Here is a 15754-nt window from a genome sequence, read left to right as displayed (position 1 = left end):
ATTACAACAGATGTTTATCAACTCAAACATTATAGTTGGGTAAATTATTTGATTTTCAGTTAATTAATGTTAATTTTTTAACTAAACCGATTAAGCTTATTTTTCAATTACGCATAATTATTAATGAAATCTTAAATTATTATTAATTATAATTGGAGCGAGAAATATTTGATATAAGGGTGTAAAAAAGTGCATTAGAATTATAATGCACTTTTTATATTTATTTTTTAAAGCTAGTTTCGAGATTAAATAGAAATGCTATCAATCTATGTACTGTTTATCGTCATTATTTGAACGTTCATTTTGAGAAGTATTCTTAAATCGATCGATTTGTTTTTCTTTGAATACGACAGTTTGATGTGGAAAGGGTATCTCGATATCTTCTTTGTCAAACCTCTTCTTAATACTTTCATAAAGATCACATTTCATTGAGAAAGCTTGATTGTAATTGCTTGCCCATGTCCAAGCTCTAATAACTACAGCAGAGTCCCCGAGTGAAATTACACGCACTGCAACCTTAGGTACATTGTTGTACTTGTCTAATTCACTCCTATTATCTATTAGATTAGGATGATTCTCACATTCGTCACGCATAATTTCTTTCGCCAAATCAATATCACTACTATATGATATTCCAATCTCAATCCACTGGCAGCAAATAGGGGTTCCCAGATCGTAATTGATTAGTTTCTCTTTATTAATAATGGCATTAGGAATCACAATCATTTTATTTTCATAATTGCGTATTATAGTATGCCTTAAGGTAATGTCTGTTACTGTACCTACCATAGACTCATCTACTTTAATAATATCTCCTAACTTAAATGGTTTAAAGAAGATTATAAAAAGTCCTCCTACTAAATTAGATAAAGCTTCTTGGGAAGCAACCCCTGCTACTACGGCAATTATACCTGCACCACCTAGTGCGGTGGCAGCAAAACTCCGCATAGATTCAAATGCGATAAGCATAAGGATAACACCAAGAAAGTAAACTGCAAAAATGGCTATATATCTTAGAAATTTATAGCTTGTTATATCTTCATTATTTTCAATGCGTAACTTAATATTTCTCCTAAACCATGTTTGTACCAGAGATGCGGCCACTAATGTGAGAACGGCCACTATGCCTAAGTAAAAAACTAAAAAGAAGTTTTCGCGTGCAGTGATGTAGTGATCCTCGTCTATAAATATGAAACCTAAAGCCATTATTCCCAAAACAAACCATAACGCATTAAGTATCTTTTGCGTAAGATGTATTGTTGCTGGATCTTCATTGGGGAATTTTGCCAGTGCTCTTTTTTCAAGCCATTTATGTAATTGCCTGGTTATAAACCGAAGAAATAGCACTATAGCGATGACTATAAATGCGTAGATTATTGCCTCTCGATTGGCAGTCCAGAATTCATTCATATAAATATATTAGGGTGAGAATCACTTGAAGATTCTATGTTTTTGTAAAATCAAAAATTGTACAAAAAAACAAAGCAAAAATAAGTTTAATAACTTCTGTTGAGTCAAATTTAGAGATTCAATTTTCGTGAGATGTACTCTCATCTAGTGCTTAAATTATCGAATTTGCTTCAGAATAGCTCACTTAAAACAGTGGATTAAGTAAGAAAAGAGAGTTCAATAAGGATTTGTAAGCTTGAAGAACGTCTATTAGGTATGATAAATCTTGATTAATATTATCTCCATTTATTTTTAATACAAGGGTAAATTAAGGTATTCTTAAAGGAATAAAAAAAGGCTTCACATTGCTGTGAAGCCTTTAGTAGCGAGAGGGGGGCACGATCCCCCGACCTCCGGGTTATGAATCCGACGCTCTAACCAACTGAGCTACCTCGCCAAAATTCTATCTAAAAGATAATTTTAATAAATTCGCCAGCTATTTGCTAAGCGGGTGCAAATATAATAACAATTACGAACTCTGCAAGCTTCTTAAATATAAAATAAAAAATTACTGCTTTCTTTTTTACTGAACAATTAATATTTATATTGGCGACCCAACCGAATAAAAGAAAATGGAAGAAAAAATAAAATTTGAAATCGAGTTTCCTATTCAGGCCTCACCGTCACTTTTGTATCAATATATGTCTTCACCTTCAGGAATGTCTGAGTGGTTTGCTGACAATGTGAACTCACGTGGAGAATATTATACATTTATTTGGAATGGGAGTGAAGAAAAGGCAAAACTCTTAGGTAAGAAAAGTGATGAGCGTATAAAGTTCAGATGGATGGACGATGTAGAGGATGAAAACCTGTACTATTTTGAATTACGTATTGTTGTTGATGAGATCACAAAAGATGTTTCACTTATAGTTACAGACTTTGCAGAGCCTGGGGAAGAGGATGAAGGCAAAATGTTCTGGGAAAATCAAATTTCAGAGCTGAAACATATCATAGGTTCTAACTAGAAACAAGTCGTAAATAGTATATTTGTCCCTTCTCAAAAAAGGGACTTTTTTTATGATTAATTTTAATGGAATAATTACTGATAAACCTGAATTTTCTTCTTATAACAGAGGTATGCTTTATGGCGATGCTGTTTTTGAAACTGTACGATACAGTAGTGGAAAAATTTCTTTTTGGGAAGATCATTATTTCAGACTTATGGCTTCTATGCGCATATTGCGTATGGAGATACCTATGAATTTTACACTAGAACTGCTAGAGGCCGAATTATTAAAAACAATCAATGCTTCTAATCTTAAAGATAAATCTGCTAGTGTACGCCTAACTGTTACTCGTAATGCAGGTGGTAAGTATCTGCCTGAAGATAACAATGTATCGTTCTATGCATTTGCAAGTGAGTTAAACGATCCGTTTTTTATAATGAACGAAGCAAGTTATGAAGTTGATTTGTACAAAGATCATTATCTAAATGCCGATTTATTAAGCACATTAAAAACTGCGAATAAGTTAATTCATGTTACTGGAAGTATTTTTGCTAAAGAAAATAATTTGGCTAATTGCTTACTCATTAATACTAATAAAACCATAGCAGAAGCTTTAAATGGAAACCTCTTCCTAGTAAAAGATAATCACATAAAAACGCCACCTTTAACTGAAGGTTGTTTGCGAGGAATAGTAAGAAAACAGCTTATTGATATTCTCGAGAAGATAGATACTTATACATTTGAAGAGGCTCCTATATCACCTTTTGAGCTTCAAAAAGCAGATGAACTTTTTATTACTAATTCGATTATGGGAATACAACCCATAACCAAGTACAGAAAAAAATTATATACAAATCTAGTAGCAAAGAACTTGCTGGGTAAGTTAAACGCTAAAGCGCGTTTAGGATAACATATCTAGTTATAACTCGGGTTTTCTGGTGCATTCGACCAAATAATATAGTCTCCACCTAATTCAATCATCTTTTCACGCCAAAATTCAGGGAAACACTTATTTATAATTTCCTTGTCATAAATATTCTCGGCAACTATCCAGGAATTGGCATTTAATTCGTCATCTAGTTGATCACAATCCCATCCAGAGTAACCTAAGAAGAAGCGAATCTCTTCTGCATTAATTTTATTTGATGTGATTAATTCGATCACCGTTTCAAAGTCTCCACCCCAATATATGCCGCTCGCAATTTCTATACTATCAGGAATAAGATGCGGCACCTTATGTAGAAAGTACAAATTATCTTGTTCTACGGGCCCGCCATTATAAATTTGCATCTCAATCTCAATTTCGGGAATTAATTCATTGAGGGTAAATGTCAACGGTTTGTTTAAAATAAAGCCTACAGATCCTTCTTCACTGTGGTTTGCGAGCAAGACAACAGACCTGTTAAAAGAAACATCGCCTATAATAGCCGGTTCCGCTATAAGTAAATTGCCTTTTTCAGGTTTGTTAGTAGTCATAAATAAAATATTTAAACTAATCTAAACTTTTTATTTTAATTAACAAAAAAATAAGAAAAATAAAAAAAGCCCTTTTAAAAGGGCCTTTAAAAAATATTTAGAAGCTATGTAATTAGTTTACAGCGTCTGATAAGTCAGAACCTGCTTTAAACTTAACAACATTTTTAGCTGCAATTTGAATAGTTTTTCCAGTCTGTGGATTTCTTCCTTCACGAGCTGCACGCTGAGATACAGACCATGATCCAAAACCTACTAAAGAAACGCGATCTCCGCTCTTTAAAGATTTCTCAACATTGCCTAAGAAAGATTCTAATGCTTTTTTAGCTGCTGCTTTTGTAATTCCAGCACTTTCTGCCATTGCATCGATTAAATCTGATTTGTTCATAATGTAAATTTTAAAATTAAATCTCGGTTAAACTTTTATATATTATTCTAACAAATTTAGACGGATATTTCGTTCACGCAAGTAATAGCGCAGGAAATTCACTTTTATGTTGATAACTTTAACATTTTGTTGACAAGGATTCCATATTTTGACAGATTTTAACTAACATCAACAATCATGCGGGTTTAGAGCATTTTGGCTTTTTGATCAAAGGTAAATCCATTTAGTAAATCTTTTACCTGCATTTTTTTCTTTCCCGAAAGCTGAATTTCTAATAACTCCATCCATCCATCAATACCTGCAACAAACAATTTATTTTCTTTTGTAATTATCTTTCCAATTGTCCCATTTGAAACTAAATCGATATTACAAGCTTTTGAGGCAGCGTATACTTTTAATTGGTGTTCTTTATCATCTCCATTAACAAAGTGCGTGTATGCTACCGGATATGGACTTAAACCGCGTATTAAATTGTGTATTTCCTCAATAGGACAATTCCAATCAATTCTGGTATTAGTACGGTCAAGTTTGTAAGCAGTGTGAATTTGTTCTTGTTTAGGTTGAATTCGGGTTTCAATGGGTCCTTTTTCTATTAATTTTACAGTTTCTAAAATTAAATCACTACCCATATGCATAAGGCGATCATGGAGGCTACCGGCATTTTCTTCAGGGCTGATTGATAATTTTTCTTGAAGAATTATAGCTCCTGTGTCTATTTTTTCATCTATAAAAAAAGTACTCACACCTGTTTCTGTCTCTCCTTTAATTATTGCCCAATTAATAGGAGCTGCTCCTCTATAATCTGGTAATAAGGAAGCATGTAAATTAAAGGTCCCTAATTTGGGCATTTTCCAAACCACTTCAGGAAGCATTCTAAAGGCAACAACTATTTGTAAATTGGCATTTAAAGATTTTAATTCTTCAATAAACGATGTGTCTTTTAAATTTGTAGGCTGTAGCACCTTTAAATTCTGACTTTGAGCATAATTTTTCACGGCGCTTTGCTGTAATTTTTGTCCGCGTCCTGCAGGTTTGTCTGGAGCAGTAATGACCCCGACGATATTATATTTGTTTTCTACCAGTTTCTGTAAGCCTGCAACGGCAAAGTCTGGTGTTCCCATAAAAACAATTCGTAAATCACTCATTTAGTTTGTAGGTATTTGAAGATGTTATCTGTATTTTTTGTGTCGCTAGAAGATTTTTTAGTGCATTTATGATCGCAGAATCGGGTAATGGCGCTAAGGCCTCAGAAAGCGATAATGATGTGTGTTCTTTCAGCTTCAGTAAATCTAATAGTTTAGATTCAATCAATTTCTTATTTGGCTTTTGTGTATTGCGAGTTCTATTAATACAAACGTCACATATTCCGCAGGGAACCACTTGCTTTTCCTCAAAATAGTCAAGAAGTTGAATGCTTCTGCAAACTGTAGCGGTTTTTAGGTATTCTTTTATACTATTTACTTGATTAATCTTACGCGTATTTTGCGCTTTTATATGCTTCGCAATTTTATTAATTGTCAGATCATCTTCACGCTGTACCAGAAAGGTAACGGCAGAATCATAATTTGTATGGTTATAAATAGCGATGTCATCTTTATCTAACTGAAGTAAAATTGTGTGTATAAAACCCAGATTAACGCCAGCTTTTTTTGCAATAACAGTATGATCAATAGCTAAGGGCTGATCATAAATACCTCCATAGGTTCTCAAAATACTTTTGACCACAGTATCAATACCCTGATTTTTTATTAAATAATAGGTGAGATTCACCGGACTTATTATAAACTGAAGGGTAGATTTTCTATAGAATTCTTGCGATAATATTAATACGCTATTACGATCTAAAAGTTGTAAAGCATTAAAGGTTATAAGGGTTTTAAAATTATAGGCATTACAAAAATTCATAAAATCAAAGCGGAAGGTTTCTTGTTCCCCTTCGCCATATGAAATCTGGAAATAGCTATTTAATTTTTTATATACTTTCTTAACGTAATCGACAGATGGTAAAACATTTAAAAATTGATTGTTTAGCCTTTGCTCGTCTGATGGAGTGTATAAAATTATACTTCTTGCAGTAGTACCGTCTCTACCAGCCCTGCCGGCTTCTTGAAAGTAGCTTTCGAGGCTTTCTGGTAATTCGACGTGTACAACGGTCTTAACAGCTGCCTTATCGATACCCATCCCAAATGCACTCGTAGCAACCATAACCTGTACTTTATTACTCGACCAATCTTCAAAATAAAGCTGCCGCTCTCCATTGCCAAGACCGCCGTGATAAAAATGTGAACTAATCCCATTGGCTTTTAGAAAGGAAGAGTATTCTTGCGCTGTTTTACGGCTTCGAACGTAAACTATGGCACTACCCGTATATTTTCTAAAAATACGTAGTAATCGGCCAAATTTATTTTCTTCCTGAAGTATTAAGTAGCCTAAATTTTTTCGTTCAAAGGAATCTCTAATAATTACTGCTTCGTGCATAGCAAGTTGATCGACTATATCTTTTTGAACATTTCTAGTAGCAGTAGCAGTAAGTGCAATACAAGGAATATCTGAAAAATCTTTTCTAAAAGAAGCTATATTACGATATGCAGGTCTAAAATCGTGACCCCATTGAGATATACAATGAGCCTCATCGACTGCAATCAACGAAATATTCATTTGCCTTAATCTGGCAAGAACGAGTTCATTTTGTAATCGTTCTGGAGAGAGATAGAGTAATTTGTAATTTCCGTAGATACAATTGTCTAAAAGTGTGTCAAGATCATTATAATGAATACCTCCCGGAATGTATAGCGCTTTTATACCGCGTTGTATTAACTGGGTAACTTGATCGCGCATGAGAGAAAGCAGAGGGGAGATAACAAGTACAATTCCCTCATTAATAAGAGCGGGTACTTGATAACAAATAGACTTGCCGCCTCCTGTAGGTAATAAAGCAAAAGTGTCTCTTTTATCTAATACAGCCGAGATTATTTCAAGCTGCTTTGGTCTGAATGTATCGTAACTCCAATATTTTTTTAAAACATCTAATGGAGTTAGCGACATATATCTAGATTTTGTAAAATAAAATTTACCCGTTCGTCCACACTTGTTTTAGGGACTTCAATAGGTGAGTACCCAAATGCTTTGTAGGTTTTGACTAATTCATTCTGAATATTCAGAGCCTCATCAAAACTCTCGTAACGTTCTTGATCTGTAGTATGAATATCTTGCCATGGAGGCAGGATGAAAATGTGGTCGTATTTATAATCCAAACAGGCACTTTTAAAATTTTCCGGATATTCTTGACCTATAAAATCCATATAAGCGGTTACATCTGGAATGCCGCGATCTATAAAAACAAGGTCCTTATTTAATGATGGAGCTAATTTATATTGCTCTATTCTTTTATCTAATAGCATCTGGCTAAAGAGCAACGGTTGCGTTAGAAAAAGCTGATCAACTCCTTGTTCTTGAGCGGCTTTAGTAACCTCTCTAGAAACTTCATCTAAGCAGGTGTGTCCTTTTGCCCTCAGCGCATTAAGAAGTGTGGTTTTTCCGGTGCTGGGGCCTCCAATAAGAACAATACGTTTTGTCATCGATTATATTCAATTTAAATAAACACGTAAATTAGATAGTGTGAGGTTTATTTATGATGTTGGTAAAAATACTCAAATAGAACTCGATTAAAAAATTAGTTGTAGAATGGTATCTTTGCGATAGAAAAACACAATTATGAGTACAGATAAAAATTCTGACGAATTTTACGCAAAGCTGAAAGGCAGACTGGAAGAGACTACCAACTGGCCAGCAGAATATTTATATAAATTTATTGTTCCTTCTGATGCAGATAAGATAAATCAAATCGAACAAATTTTTGATAATATGGGAGCAGTGATTAGTACAAAAGCTTCTAGCAAAGGGACCTACACAAGTGTTTCAATAAACTTAAGAATGAAAAATCCAGATGCAGTAATTGCGAAGTATCGGGAAGTAGCTGTCGTGGAAGGTGTTATTTCATTATAATTATTGAAAATCCTTATAAAATGGGGTTAATTTGGCTAGGTAGGCTAGAGATTTGTACATTTTTTAGTACTTTGCCACAAGGTTTTGTTTACAGACCACACTTCACTTAAATTTTTACAATTGATAGATCAATTAGAATATAATACTGAGCGTGAAAAGCTCATAATACCTGAATATGGCCGTCATCTCCAAAAGATGGTTAATCAGGCAATCGCCGAAGAAGACGAAAAAAAAAGAAATATTATTGCTCGTAGTATAATTGCTGTAATGGGTAATATACAACCTCATTTTAGAGATGTTCCAGACTTTCAACACAAGCTTTGGGATCAATTATTTATAATGAGCGACTTTAAATTGGATGTAGAATCTCCATATGAAAAACCTTCTCGCGAAAAGCTGGAAGAGCATCCAGAACCATTAGAATACCCTCAAAATTACCCGAAGTATCGCTTCTACGGAAACAATATCAAGCGTATGATTGATGTGGCTGTTAAATGGGAAAAAGGACAAATGCGTGAGGCTTTAGAATTTACTATAGCCAATCATATGAAAAAGTGTTTCCTAAACTGGAATAAAGACACTGTAGATGATGAGGTTATTTTTAAGCATCTCTTTGAATTAAGTGACGGTAGTATAAATCTCGCTAAAAAAGAGGAAGACCTTAGAGATACGCAAAAACTTATGCGTCCTAAAAAAACAAATAAATCTTCTAGCTATCGTAAAAAACCTGCGCGTAGTGGAGGTAAAAAAAGATATTAAAAAACAGCTATTTCTTTAATGGGAACATTTCAAATAGAAGGAGGTCATCAACTTAAAGGGGCTATCCAACCTCAAGGTGCAAAAAATGAGGCATTGCAAATTTTATGCGCAGTGCTACTTACACCACAGGAAGTTATTATAAATAACATACCAGATATTGTTGATGTAAATAAGCTTATAGATATTTTAAGTAATCTAGGAGTTAAAATTCAAAAATTAGGAAAAGGCAAATACTCTTTTATTAGTGATGCTCTTAATCTAGAATATCTCGAGAGTGAACGCTTTAAAAAGGAGGGTGGCGGACTTCGAGGTTCTATAATGATTGTGGGACCTTTATTAGCTCGTTTTGGTAAAGGATATATTCCAAGACCAGGAGGTGATAAAATAGGACGACGCAGATTAGATACCCACTTTGAGGGTATGATTAAACTGGGTGCGAAATTTAGATATAATAAAGAAGAGCGTTTCTACGGCGTTGAGGCTCCAGATGGTTTAAAAGGAACCTTTATGTTACTTGATGAAGCTTCTGTTACCGGTACTGCAAATATAGTCATGGCGGCAGTAATGGCTAAGGGAGAAACTACAATCTATAATGCAGCCTGCGAACCTTATCTTCAGCAATTGTGTAAAATGCTGAATAAAATGGGAGCAAAAATCAGTGGAATAGGTTCTAATATGCTAATTATTGAAGGTGTAGAAGAACTGGGAGGTTGTGAGCACAGTGTATTACCAGATATGATTGAAATAGGATCTTGGATAGGTCTGGCTGCTATGACAAAAAGCGAGGTTACCATTAAAAATGTTAGTTGGAATGATTTAGGTATAATTCCGGCAACTTTTAGAAAATTAGGAATCACTGTAGAACGTAGAGGGGATGACATATTCATTCCTGCTCACAAGGATGGTTACGAAATTGAAACATTTATTGATGGATCTTTTATGACTATAAGTGACGCGCCTTGGCCTGGATTTACACCAGATTTACTAAGTATTATTTTAGTAGTAGCAACTCAAGCTAAAGGGGAAGTACTCGTTCACCAAAAAATGTTTGAAAGCCGTTTATTCTTTGTTGACAAACTTATAGATATGGGAGCAAAAATTATTCTTTGCGATCCACATCGTGCAACCGTTATAGGTCACGATTTTAAATCTAGTTTAAAAGCAACCACAATGACCTCACCAGATATTAGAGCGGGTATTTCATTACTTATTGCAGCTCTTAGCGCAAAAGGTACTTCGACTATTCACAATATTGAACAGATCGATCGGGGTTATGAAAATATAGATGAACGTTTACGAGCAATAGGCGCTAAAATTATTAGAACAGCCTAACACTAACACAAGAATGTATAATATAAAAAATCCCGAAATTTATTTTCGGGATTTTTATTTTTAGCTCTTTTGATCATATTATAAAAGCAAGTCTGCAACGTCTCTCCACGTATTTACTCTTTCAAAACCTTTTGTATTGAAATTATGAGGAGATGAAAATTGAATTCCTCTACCATCAAATGCTTTAAGATTGTATGAACGGTCATCAATTAAGATATCGCCTTTTAATATATGTTTGTGACCACATAGAATACGGTTCTCCCAAGGTATAAAAGGGAAGTATCTATCTAACCAATCTGCCTTATCTTCAAGACTAGATTTAAACTGCATTGCCGCAGATGCAATGTAAAGCTCATACTTATCTTGTAAAGCTCTTAGTACTTCTGGACTATCTTCTATCACAGCAAGATCTTTAAAGAAACCTCGTTCATTTGCGTGATTACGTATATAAGCTTGATGTTCTTCAGGAACCATTTGCCAAACCTCAGAACCTAAACATTGTTCTTTAGTAAGAGTTGCACAGTATTTTGTATTGTATAAATCGATGTGTGCTTGGTACGTGTCAGCGATGACTTCGTCCATATCTATAAATAGGGTCATATAATAATTTTAAGTGTTCAAAATACGGCTTGTTTATTAGATAGCTATTCCGGGAGTATATAATTCTACTATCGTAGGATAGATATTCTTTGTAATTGTTATTTTTAAGTAGAAACTAAATTATGTGGAGGTTTTATAAAGATGTCACCAGTTACGCATTACTAATTTTAGTGATAACCTTATTCTTTGGGAATAGTATTATCGCTATTGTTTTCTTCGGAATTTTAGGAACACCTATAGGATTTCTTGCATATAATTATTTTCAGAAAGATGAACTTTATGGTTATTATAATTTAGGATATACGAAAGCTAAACTTCTAGCTAAATGTTGGTTGATTAATTTTATACTATCTCCACTATTGATTCTAATAGTTTTACTCATTTCAAAATTTCTATCAATTGGCGCTCCTACAAGTTATTAATCTGCACAAAAACTATGGAGAACGAAAATTGCTTAATTCGTGCAGTTTTAAACTTCAAACTGGAGAAATTATAGGAGTGTTTGGTCGTAATGGAGCTGGTAAAAGTACATTTCTCAAAATTTTATTTGGTACTATTACTGCACAAGAAGGCTGTATCAAATTTAATGAATCACGATTTCCATTAAGACGAACGTGTTGGGACAAGAACACCATAATCTCTAAAGGATTGATAGGATATTTGCCCCAGTTCAGTTTTTTGCCCAAGGCTGTGAGAGTTTGGGATATAATTCCAAATTATTTTAATGGCGAGGAACAAAATTTAATTTTTACAGCACCTCGTATGGCAGATATAGCAAAACGTAAAGTAAATGAATTGTCGCTAGGGCAGAGGCGATATCTGGAGGTTTTAATTCTGGGGAATTTAAAGCACCCCTTCTTACTCCTTGATGAACCTTTCTCTATGGTAGAGCCCTTATTCAAAGAACTAATTCATGAGTTCCTGTTGTCGCTTAAAGAAAAAAAAGGAATTATAATCACAGACCATTATTATCAAGATGTTTGGAAGCTTTCAGATAGAAAGTTGATTTTACATACGGGTAAACTAATTCCTATCGAGAATATAAGTGACTTAGTTAAACATAATTATATTCTGGGAGATTTTTGATAGTTGTTCTGCTAAAATAAAATTAGGAAAGTGCTTGTTTGTATATTTTTAAGCAACGCTCACGAGCCTCTTTATGATCTACCATTTTCTCAGGGTATTCTGAATTATCGTATTCAGGAATAAATTTTTGAATATATTTTCTTTCTTTGTCAAATTTATCCACTTGAGTCATCGGATTGAAAATGCGAAAGTAAGGAGCTGCATCCACGCCACTTCCTGCTGCCCATTGCCAATTTCCTACATTGCTTGCTTGCTCGTAGTCTAATAGCTTTTCAGCAAAATAAGTCTCTCCCCAGCGCCAATCTATTAATAAGTGTTTACATAAAAAGCTCGCTGTTAACATACGCACACGATTATGCATGTAACCGGTAGTATTGAGTTCGCGCATCCCGGCATCTACTAAAAGAAATCCCGTAGTACCGGTTTTCCATTTTTCAAATTCCTCCTCATTATTACGCCAGTCTATACGATCGTATTTTTTTCTGAAAGCATTATTCACCGTTTCAGGATAATGGTAGAGAATCTGCATAAAAAATTCACGCCAAACCAATTCACTCCAAAATACCTGATTATTTTCAGCAAGCGCCTTTTTAATCATTTTCCGAACGCTTACGGTACCAAAACGTAAATGAGGCCCTAATCTTGAAGTCCCATCTTGCCCAGGAAAATTGCGTGTATCTTCATAATTATCAATTAGAGTAGGGGTAACATCATAATCTGGAACTTTTAGAGAGGCCGTTTCAAACCCCATGTCACTCAAAGTCAAATTTGGTAATCTACTATTTTCAACAAGATTGTTGAGATGTTGACTGGTATAATGAATTTTTAAATCGTTGTCTTTATTAAAAGTTTCCAGCCATTTATTTTTATAAGGTGTATATACGATATAGGGTTCTCCATCTCCTTTTACCACGTCATCTTTTTCAAATATCACCTGATCTTTAAAGGTCTTGAAGTCGATATCTTTTTCTTCAAACAAAGAACTTATTTCTTCATCCCTTTTTTTTGCATAGGGTTCATAATCTCTATTTGTATATACTTCTTTAACCTCATAGTCTATTAAAATTTGTTTCCATATATCTATGGGTTTTCCGTAAAATAACGCTAAAGAACTAGTATGATCATTTTGCAAACGATCACGCATTTTCTGCAAAGTTTCATATATAAAAGTTACACGCGCATCATTTTTAGGAAGTTTCTCCAGAATTTCTTTATCAAATATGAAAATAGGAAGTACTGGATAATCTGATTTTAAAGCTTCGAGGAAACCCACATTGTCATCAAGTCTTAGGTCTCTTCGGAACCAAAAAATGGAAACAGAATTCATAGTAATTGGTTATTTTTTATAGATAAATTTTAATTCACATTTAAGGTAGACATTCCGCCATCAATTCCTAATACCTGACCGGTAACCCAACTGCTATCGTCGCTAAGTAAAAATACTGCTACTTTAGCAATGTCGTTCGGCTGGCCTACACGTTTTAAAGGATGACGGGCATCCATCATTTCACGTTTTTTATCATTTGCCAAGAGTTTTTCTGCCAGAGGGGTGTCTGTAAGTGACGGAGCAATAACATTAACTCTAAAAGATGGGGCATACTCAGCAGCTAATGCTTTTGCAAAACCTTCTATAGCACCTTTGGATGCAGCAACACTAGTATGAAATGGCATACCCACTTTAACCGCCACTGTGCTGAAAAAAATAAGACTTGCTTGTTCTGATTTTTTTAATCGGTCTGTAACCGCTTTCAATGACTTTACTAATCCGAAGAAGTTGAGATTCATGTCATCTTCATAGGTATCTGCAGATAGCATTTTAAATGGTTTCAAATTAATATTGCCAGGACAGTAGATAAAACCATCTAACTGATCAGGAAGATTAGTAGTATCTAAATCACCATCAAGTACATCATATTGAATATGGGTTATTTCAGCAGTATTTAAATCTTCGCCAGATCTTGAAGCAACATAAATATTATATTCATCGTGTACTAAATCTATTAGTGCTTTGCCAATACCGTGAGAACCTCCTATAAGTAATACATTCTTTTTCATAGTTTAGTTGAGTATATCTTGTTTAGTTATTCCCTTATCATCTTTACTTTCAATATATGGTCCAAACATATTAAGAAGTTGTTCTTGTCTATATTTAAAAATTGAATCTAATTTAGGTTTTACTAGTATGGGATAAGCTAACCTACCTAGAAAGCCTAATGGTAATTTATAATCTACCGTATCTTCCATTAACACTCCTCCAGGAATCTCTGATAAAAAATGTTTGTGATGCCAAAAAGCATATGGACCATACAGCTGTTCATCTATAAAATATTCTTTTTCTTTGACAGCTGTAATTTCTGAAACCCACTTTGTATTAAATCCCGGAAAAGGGGTAACTGTATATTGTAATAATTGGCCGGCATACATTTTTCGATCTGCTCCAGAATATACTTTAAAATTCATTCCAGAAGGAGTTAGCTTTTCTAAATTTTTAGGATCTGTCAAAAAATCCCAGGCTTGATCAAGAGTTATAGGGAGTTTTTGTTTGCTATGTAGATTATAAATTTTCATAAGATGAATTATAGAAGTCTATGACGCCTCTAGTAACAGGCTGAGTGGTAAAGATAGTAGGTATATTGTTTAAGTTAAAGGTAATTAAGTTAAACAAAACTAAAGAGTACCTATCTATCTAATTTTGGATCATTCCTTTCCTACTTCTTCCTTGGAACACTACATCTTTAATTAGTAATTTCTTAACATTTATGAGGCGTCAATAAATTATCTTGTGGTAGTTTTTTATTAAAGGCAATGTATTGATTAATAATACGATAACATTAAAATTATAATAAGATGAAAAAAATTATGCTAGTCTGTTTTATCGCTTTTAGTTTAGCAACTCAAGCACAAATACAAACTCCGTCTGCTAGTTCACATGCAATGATGGAACAAGTTGTAGGACTTACAACAGTTAAAGTGGATTACTCTCGACCTAATATGCGAGGACGTGAGGTATTTGGAAATTTAGTCCCTTATGGAAAAATATGGAGAACAGGAGCTAATGCCACAACGAAGTTTACAGTAGATAAGCCGGTTGTAATAGCAGATAAAGAATTGGCAAAAGGAACTTATAGTATTTATACTATTCCAGGTGAAGATATGTGGGAAGTAATTTTCTATACAGATGATGCAAATCCATTATTGACCGAATTTGAAGATAGTAAAGTGGCTCTTCGAACTATGGTAGAAACCGTAGATATGCCTATGGAGATGGAGACTTTTACAATTGTGATCGATGATGTTATGACAGATAGTGCGGTTTTAAGTATTCTCTGGGCTAACACTATTGTTCCTATAAAATTTAATGTTTTAACCGATAAAGAGGTGTTGGCAAGTATAGATCAAACTTTATCAGGACCTGCATCTGGAGATTATTTTAACGCCGCAGTATATTATTTAAATAGCGGAAAAGATATTGATAAGGCAAAGACGTGGATGGACAAGGCTATGAGTATGAACAAGAATCCACGTTTCTGGGAACTACGTCAGCAATCTTTGGTTTTAGCAAAAGCAGGTGATAAAAAAGCAGCTATCGAGGCAGCAAAAAAATCGTTAGCTGGAGCAAAAGAAGCAGGCAATTCAGATTATATTAAAATGAATACAGATTCTCTTAAAGAGTGGGGAGCATTATAATAATCTGAAACTAAAAAAAAGCCGCAAA

Annotated in this window: 18 protein-coding genes and 1 tRNA gene; 8 read left to right on the top strand and 11 right to left on the bottom strand. The window is 34.1% G+C overall.

From position 1 onward, the window contains the following. Nucleotides 1-261 precede the first annotated feature (261 nt). Together DSM00_RS07550 and DSM00_RS07545 are read right to left on the bottom strand one after the other, a co-directional pair. Complete coding sequence (locus DSM00_RS07550; protein ID WP_128757435.1) at nucleotides 262-1410, bottom strand: mechanosensitive ion channel family protein; 1149 nt, start codon at nucleotides 1408-1410, stop codon at nucleotides 262-264. A 362-nt stretch (nucleotides 1411-1772) separates the two neighbouring features. Beyond that, nucleotides 1773-1846 (bottom strand) — tRNA-Met (locus DSM00_RS07545). 175 nt (nucleotides 1847-2021) lie between these two features. Here DSM00_RS07545 and DSM00_RS07540 point away from each other — a divergent pair. Both DSM00_RS07540 and DSM00_RS07535 read left to right on the top strand, forming a co-directional pair. Continuing rightward, a complete protein-coding gene (locus tag DSM00_RS07540; protein ID WP_028375975.1) occupies nucleotides 2022-2414 on the top strand; it encodes an START-like domain-containing protein in 393 nt (130 codons plus the stop codon). A gap of 52 nt (nucleotides 2415-2466) precedes the next feature. Further along, nucleotides 2467-3306 carry an aminotransferase class IV gene (locus DSM00_RS07535; protein ID WP_128757434.1) on the top strand — a complete coding sequence of 280 codons (840 nt, stop codon included), beginning with the start codon at nucleotides 2467-2469 and terminating at the stop codon, nucleotides 3304-3306. 5 nt (nucleotides 3307-3311) lie between these two features. Here DSM00_RS07535 and DSM00_RS07530 read toward each other — a convergent pair whose 3' ends face one another. The 5 genes from DSM00_RS07530 to DSM00_RS07510 form a co-directional block, all read right to left on the bottom strand. Further along, the gene (locus tag DSM00_RS07530; RefSeq protein WP_128757433.1) at nucleotides 3312-3872 is read right to left on the bottom strand and encodes a YqgE/AlgH family protein; all 561 of its coding nucleotides are present in this window, start codon (nucleotides 3870-3872) and stop codon (nucleotides 3312-3314) included. A 112-nt stretch (nucleotides 3873-3984) separates the two neighbouring features. Next, entirely contained in the window at nucleotides 3985-4257 is a 273-nt protein-coding gene (locus DSM00_RS07525) for an HU family DNA-binding protein (protein ID WP_128757432.1), read from the bottom strand. Nucleotides 4258-4442: 185 nt separating this feature from the next. Next, nucleotides 4443-5402, bottom strand: coding sequence for a methionyl-tRNA formyltransferase (gene fmt / locus DSM00_RS07520; RefSeq protein ID WP_128757431.1), 960 nt, complete (start codon nucleotides 5400-5402; stop codon nucleotides 4443-4445). Beyond that, the gene (locus DSM00_RS07515) at nucleotides 5395-7302 is read right to left on the bottom strand and encodes a RecQ family ATP-dependent DNA helicase (protein ID WP_128757430.1); all 1908 of its coding nucleotides are present in this window, start codon (nucleotides 7300-7302) and stop codon (nucleotides 5395-5397) included. Before DSM00_RS07515 ends, fmt begins: the two co-directional genes overlap by 8 nt. Then, on the bottom strand, nucleotides 7293-7835 hold the full coding sequence (locus tag DSM00_RS07510) for an AAA family ATPase (protein ID WP_128757429.1): 543 nt from the start codon (nucleotides 7833-7835) through the stop codon (nucleotides 7293-7295). Before DSM00_RS07510 ends, DSM00_RS07515 begins: the two co-directional genes overlap by 10 nt. A 136-nt stretch (nucleotides 7836-7971) precedes the next feature. Here DSM00_RS07510 and DSM00_RS07505 point away from each other — a divergent pair, with 136 nt between their 5' ends. The 3 genes from DSM00_RS07505 (at nucleotide 7972) to murA (ending at nucleotide 10353) form a co-directional block, all read left to right on the top strand. Next, the gene (locus tag DSM00_RS07505; protein ID WP_128757428.1) at nucleotides 7972-8262 is read left to right on the top strand and encodes a DUF493 family protein; all 291 of its coding nucleotides are present in this window, start codon (nucleotides 7972-7974) and stop codon (nucleotides 8260-8262) included. A 120-nt stretch (nucleotides 8263-8382) separates the two neighbouring features. Then, nucleotides 8383-9021, top strand: coding sequence for a DUF4290 domain-containing protein (locus tag DSM00_RS07500; RefSeq protein ID WP_128757427.1), 639 nt, complete (start codon nucleotides 8383-8385; stop codon nucleotides 9019-9021). Nucleotides 9022-9039: 18 nt separating this feature from the next. Further along, complete coding sequence (murA, locus tag DSM00_RS07495) at nucleotides 9040-10353, top strand: UDP-N-acetylglucosamine 1-carboxyvinyltransferase (protein WP_128757426.1); 1314 nt, start codon at nucleotides 9040-9042, stop codon at nucleotides 10351-10353. Between the two features lie 78 nt (nucleotides 10354-10431). Here the strand turns inward: murA and DSM00_RS07490 are convergent, their stop codons facing one another. Continuing rightward, nucleotides 10432-10953, bottom strand: a complete 522-nt coding sequence (locus DSM00_RS07490) for a 5' nucleotidase, NT5C type (RefSeq protein ID WP_128757425.1) — start codon at nucleotides 10951-10953, stop codon at nucleotides 10432-10434. Between the two features lie 122 nt (nucleotides 10954-11075). Here DSM00_RS07490 and DSM00_RS07485 point away from each other — a divergent pair, with 122 nt between their 5' ends. Beyond that, complete coding sequence (locus DSM00_RS07485; protein WP_128757424.1) at nucleotides 11076-11375, top strand: hypothetical protein; 300 nt, start codon at nucleotides 11076-11078, stop codon at nucleotides 11373-11375. After that, nucleotides 11353-12039 (top strand): ATP-binding cassette domain-containing protein, encoded by a 687-nt coding sequence (locus DSM00_RS07480; RefSeq protein ID WP_128757423.1) that lies wholly within the window; start codon nucleotides 11353-11355, stop codon nucleotides 12037-12039. The genes DSM00_RS07485 and DSM00_RS07480 overlap by 23 nt, the downstream gene beginning before the upstream one ends. A gap of 22 nt (nucleotides 12040-12061) precedes the next feature. Here DSM00_RS07480 and DSM00_RS07475 read toward each other — a convergent pair whose 3' ends face one another. Genes DSM00_RS07475 through DSM00_RS07465 form a run of 3 tightly spaced genes read right to left on the bottom strand, consistent with a single transcriptional unit; the run spans nucleotide 12062 to nucleotide 14607 of the window. Continuing rightward, a complete protein-coding gene (locus tag DSM00_RS07475) occupies nucleotides 12062-13366 on the bottom strand; it encodes a cryptochrome/photolyase family protein (RefSeq protein WP_128757422.1) in 1305 nt (434 codons plus the stop codon). 29 nt (nucleotides 13367-13395) lie between these two features. Then, nucleotides 13396-14094 carry an SDR family NAD(P)-dependent oxidoreductase gene (locus tag DSM00_RS07470; protein ID WP_128757421.1) on the bottom strand — a complete coding sequence of 233 codons (699 nt, stop codon included), beginning with the start codon at nucleotides 14092-14094 and terminating at the stop codon, nucleotides 13396-13398. A 3-nt stretch (nucleotides 14095-14097) separates the two neighbouring features. Continuing rightward, nucleotides 14098-14607 (bottom strand): SRPBCC family protein, encoded by a 510-nt coding sequence (locus DSM00_RS07465; RefSeq protein ID WP_128757420.1) that lies wholly within the window; start codon nucleotides 14605-14607, stop codon nucleotides 14098-14100. 279 nt (nucleotides 14608-14886) lie between these two features. On the opposite strand from DSM00_RS07465, the gene DSM00_RS07460 reads away from it, so the two are divergent. Beyond that, nucleotides 14887-15726, top strand: coding sequence for a DUF2911 domain-containing protein (locus tag DSM00_RS07460; protein ID WP_128757419.1), 840 nt, complete (start codon nucleotides 14887-14889; stop codon nucleotides 15724-15726). Nucleotides 15727-15754: the final 28 nt, after the last annotated feature.

Origin of the sequence: Leeuwenhoekiella aequorea (assembly GCF_004104375.1) — a bacterium.
GTDB lineage: Bacteria > Bacteroidota > Bacteroidia > Flavobacteriales > Flavobacteriaceae > Leeuwenhoekiella > Leeuwenhoekiella aequorea.
The sequence above is the reverse complement of the archived record's forward strand: the minus strand, read 5'-3'. Positions and strand labels throughout refer to the sequence as shown.

Excerpts from the sequence above, each read along its gene's own strand:
- DSM00_RS07550 (WP_128757435.1), bottom strand. The coding sequence starts at position 1,410 with ATGAATGAATTCTGGACTGCCAATCGAGAGGCAATAATCTACGCATTT.
- DSM00_RS07540 (WP_028375975.1), top strand. The coding sequence starts at position 2,022 with ATGGAAGAAAAAATAAAATTTGAAATCGAGTTTCCTATTCAGGCCTCA.
- DSM00_RS07535 (WP_128757434.1), top strand. The coding sequence starts at position 2,467 with ATGATTAATTTTAATGGAATAATTACTGATAAACCTGAATTTTCTTCT.
- DSM00_RS07530 (WP_128757433.1), bottom strand. The coding sequence starts at position 3,872 with ATGACTACTAACAAACCTGAAAAAGGCAATTTACTTATAGCGGAACCG.
- DSM00_RS07525 (WP_128757432.1), bottom strand. The coding sequence starts at position 4,257 with ATGAACAAATCAGATTTAATCGATGCAATGGCAGAAAGTGCTGGAATT.
- fmt (WP_128757431.1), bottom strand. The coding sequence starts at position 5,402 with ATGAGTGATTTACGAATTGTTTTTATGGGAACACCAGACTTTGCCGTT.
- DSM00_RS07515 (WP_128757430.1), bottom strand. The coding sequence starts at position 7,302 with ATGTCGCTAACTCCATTAGATGTTTTAAAAAAATATTGGAGTTACGAT.
- DSM00_RS07510 (WP_128757429.1), bottom strand. The coding sequence starts at position 7,835 with ATGACAAAACGTATTGTTCTTATTGGAGGCCCCAGCACCGGAAAAACC.
- DSM00_RS07505 (WP_128757428.1), top strand. The coding sequence starts at position 7,972 with ATGAGTACAGATAAAAATTCTGACGAATTTTACGCAAAGCTGAAAGGC.
- murA (WP_128757426.1), top strand. The coding sequence starts at position 9,040 with ATGGGAACATTTCAAATAGAAGGAGGTCATCAACTTAAAGGGGCTATC.
- DSM00_RS07490 (WP_128757425.1), bottom strand. The coding sequence starts at position 10,953 with ATGACCCTATTTATAGATATGGACGAAGTCATCGCTGACACGTACCAA.
- DSM00_RS07485 (WP_128757424.1), top strand. The coding sequence starts at position 11,076 with ATGTGGAGGTTTTATAAAGATGTCACCAGTTACGCATTACTAATTTTA.
- DSM00_RS07475 (WP_128757422.1), bottom strand. The coding sequence starts at position 13,366 with ATGAATTCTGTTTCCATTTTTTGGTTCCGAAGAGACCTAAGACTTGAT.
- DSM00_RS07470 (WP_128757421.1), bottom strand. The coding sequence starts at position 14,094 with ATGAAAAAGAATGTATTACTTATAGGAGGTTCTCACGGTATTGGCAAA.
- DSM00_RS07465 (WP_128757420.1), bottom strand. The coding sequence starts at position 14,607 with ATGAAAATTTATAATCTACATAGCAAACAAAAACTCCCTATAACTCTT.
- DSM00_RS07460 (WP_128757419.1), top strand. The coding sequence starts at position 14,887 with ATGAAAAAAATTATGCTAGTCTGTTTTATCGCTTTTAGTTTAGCAACT.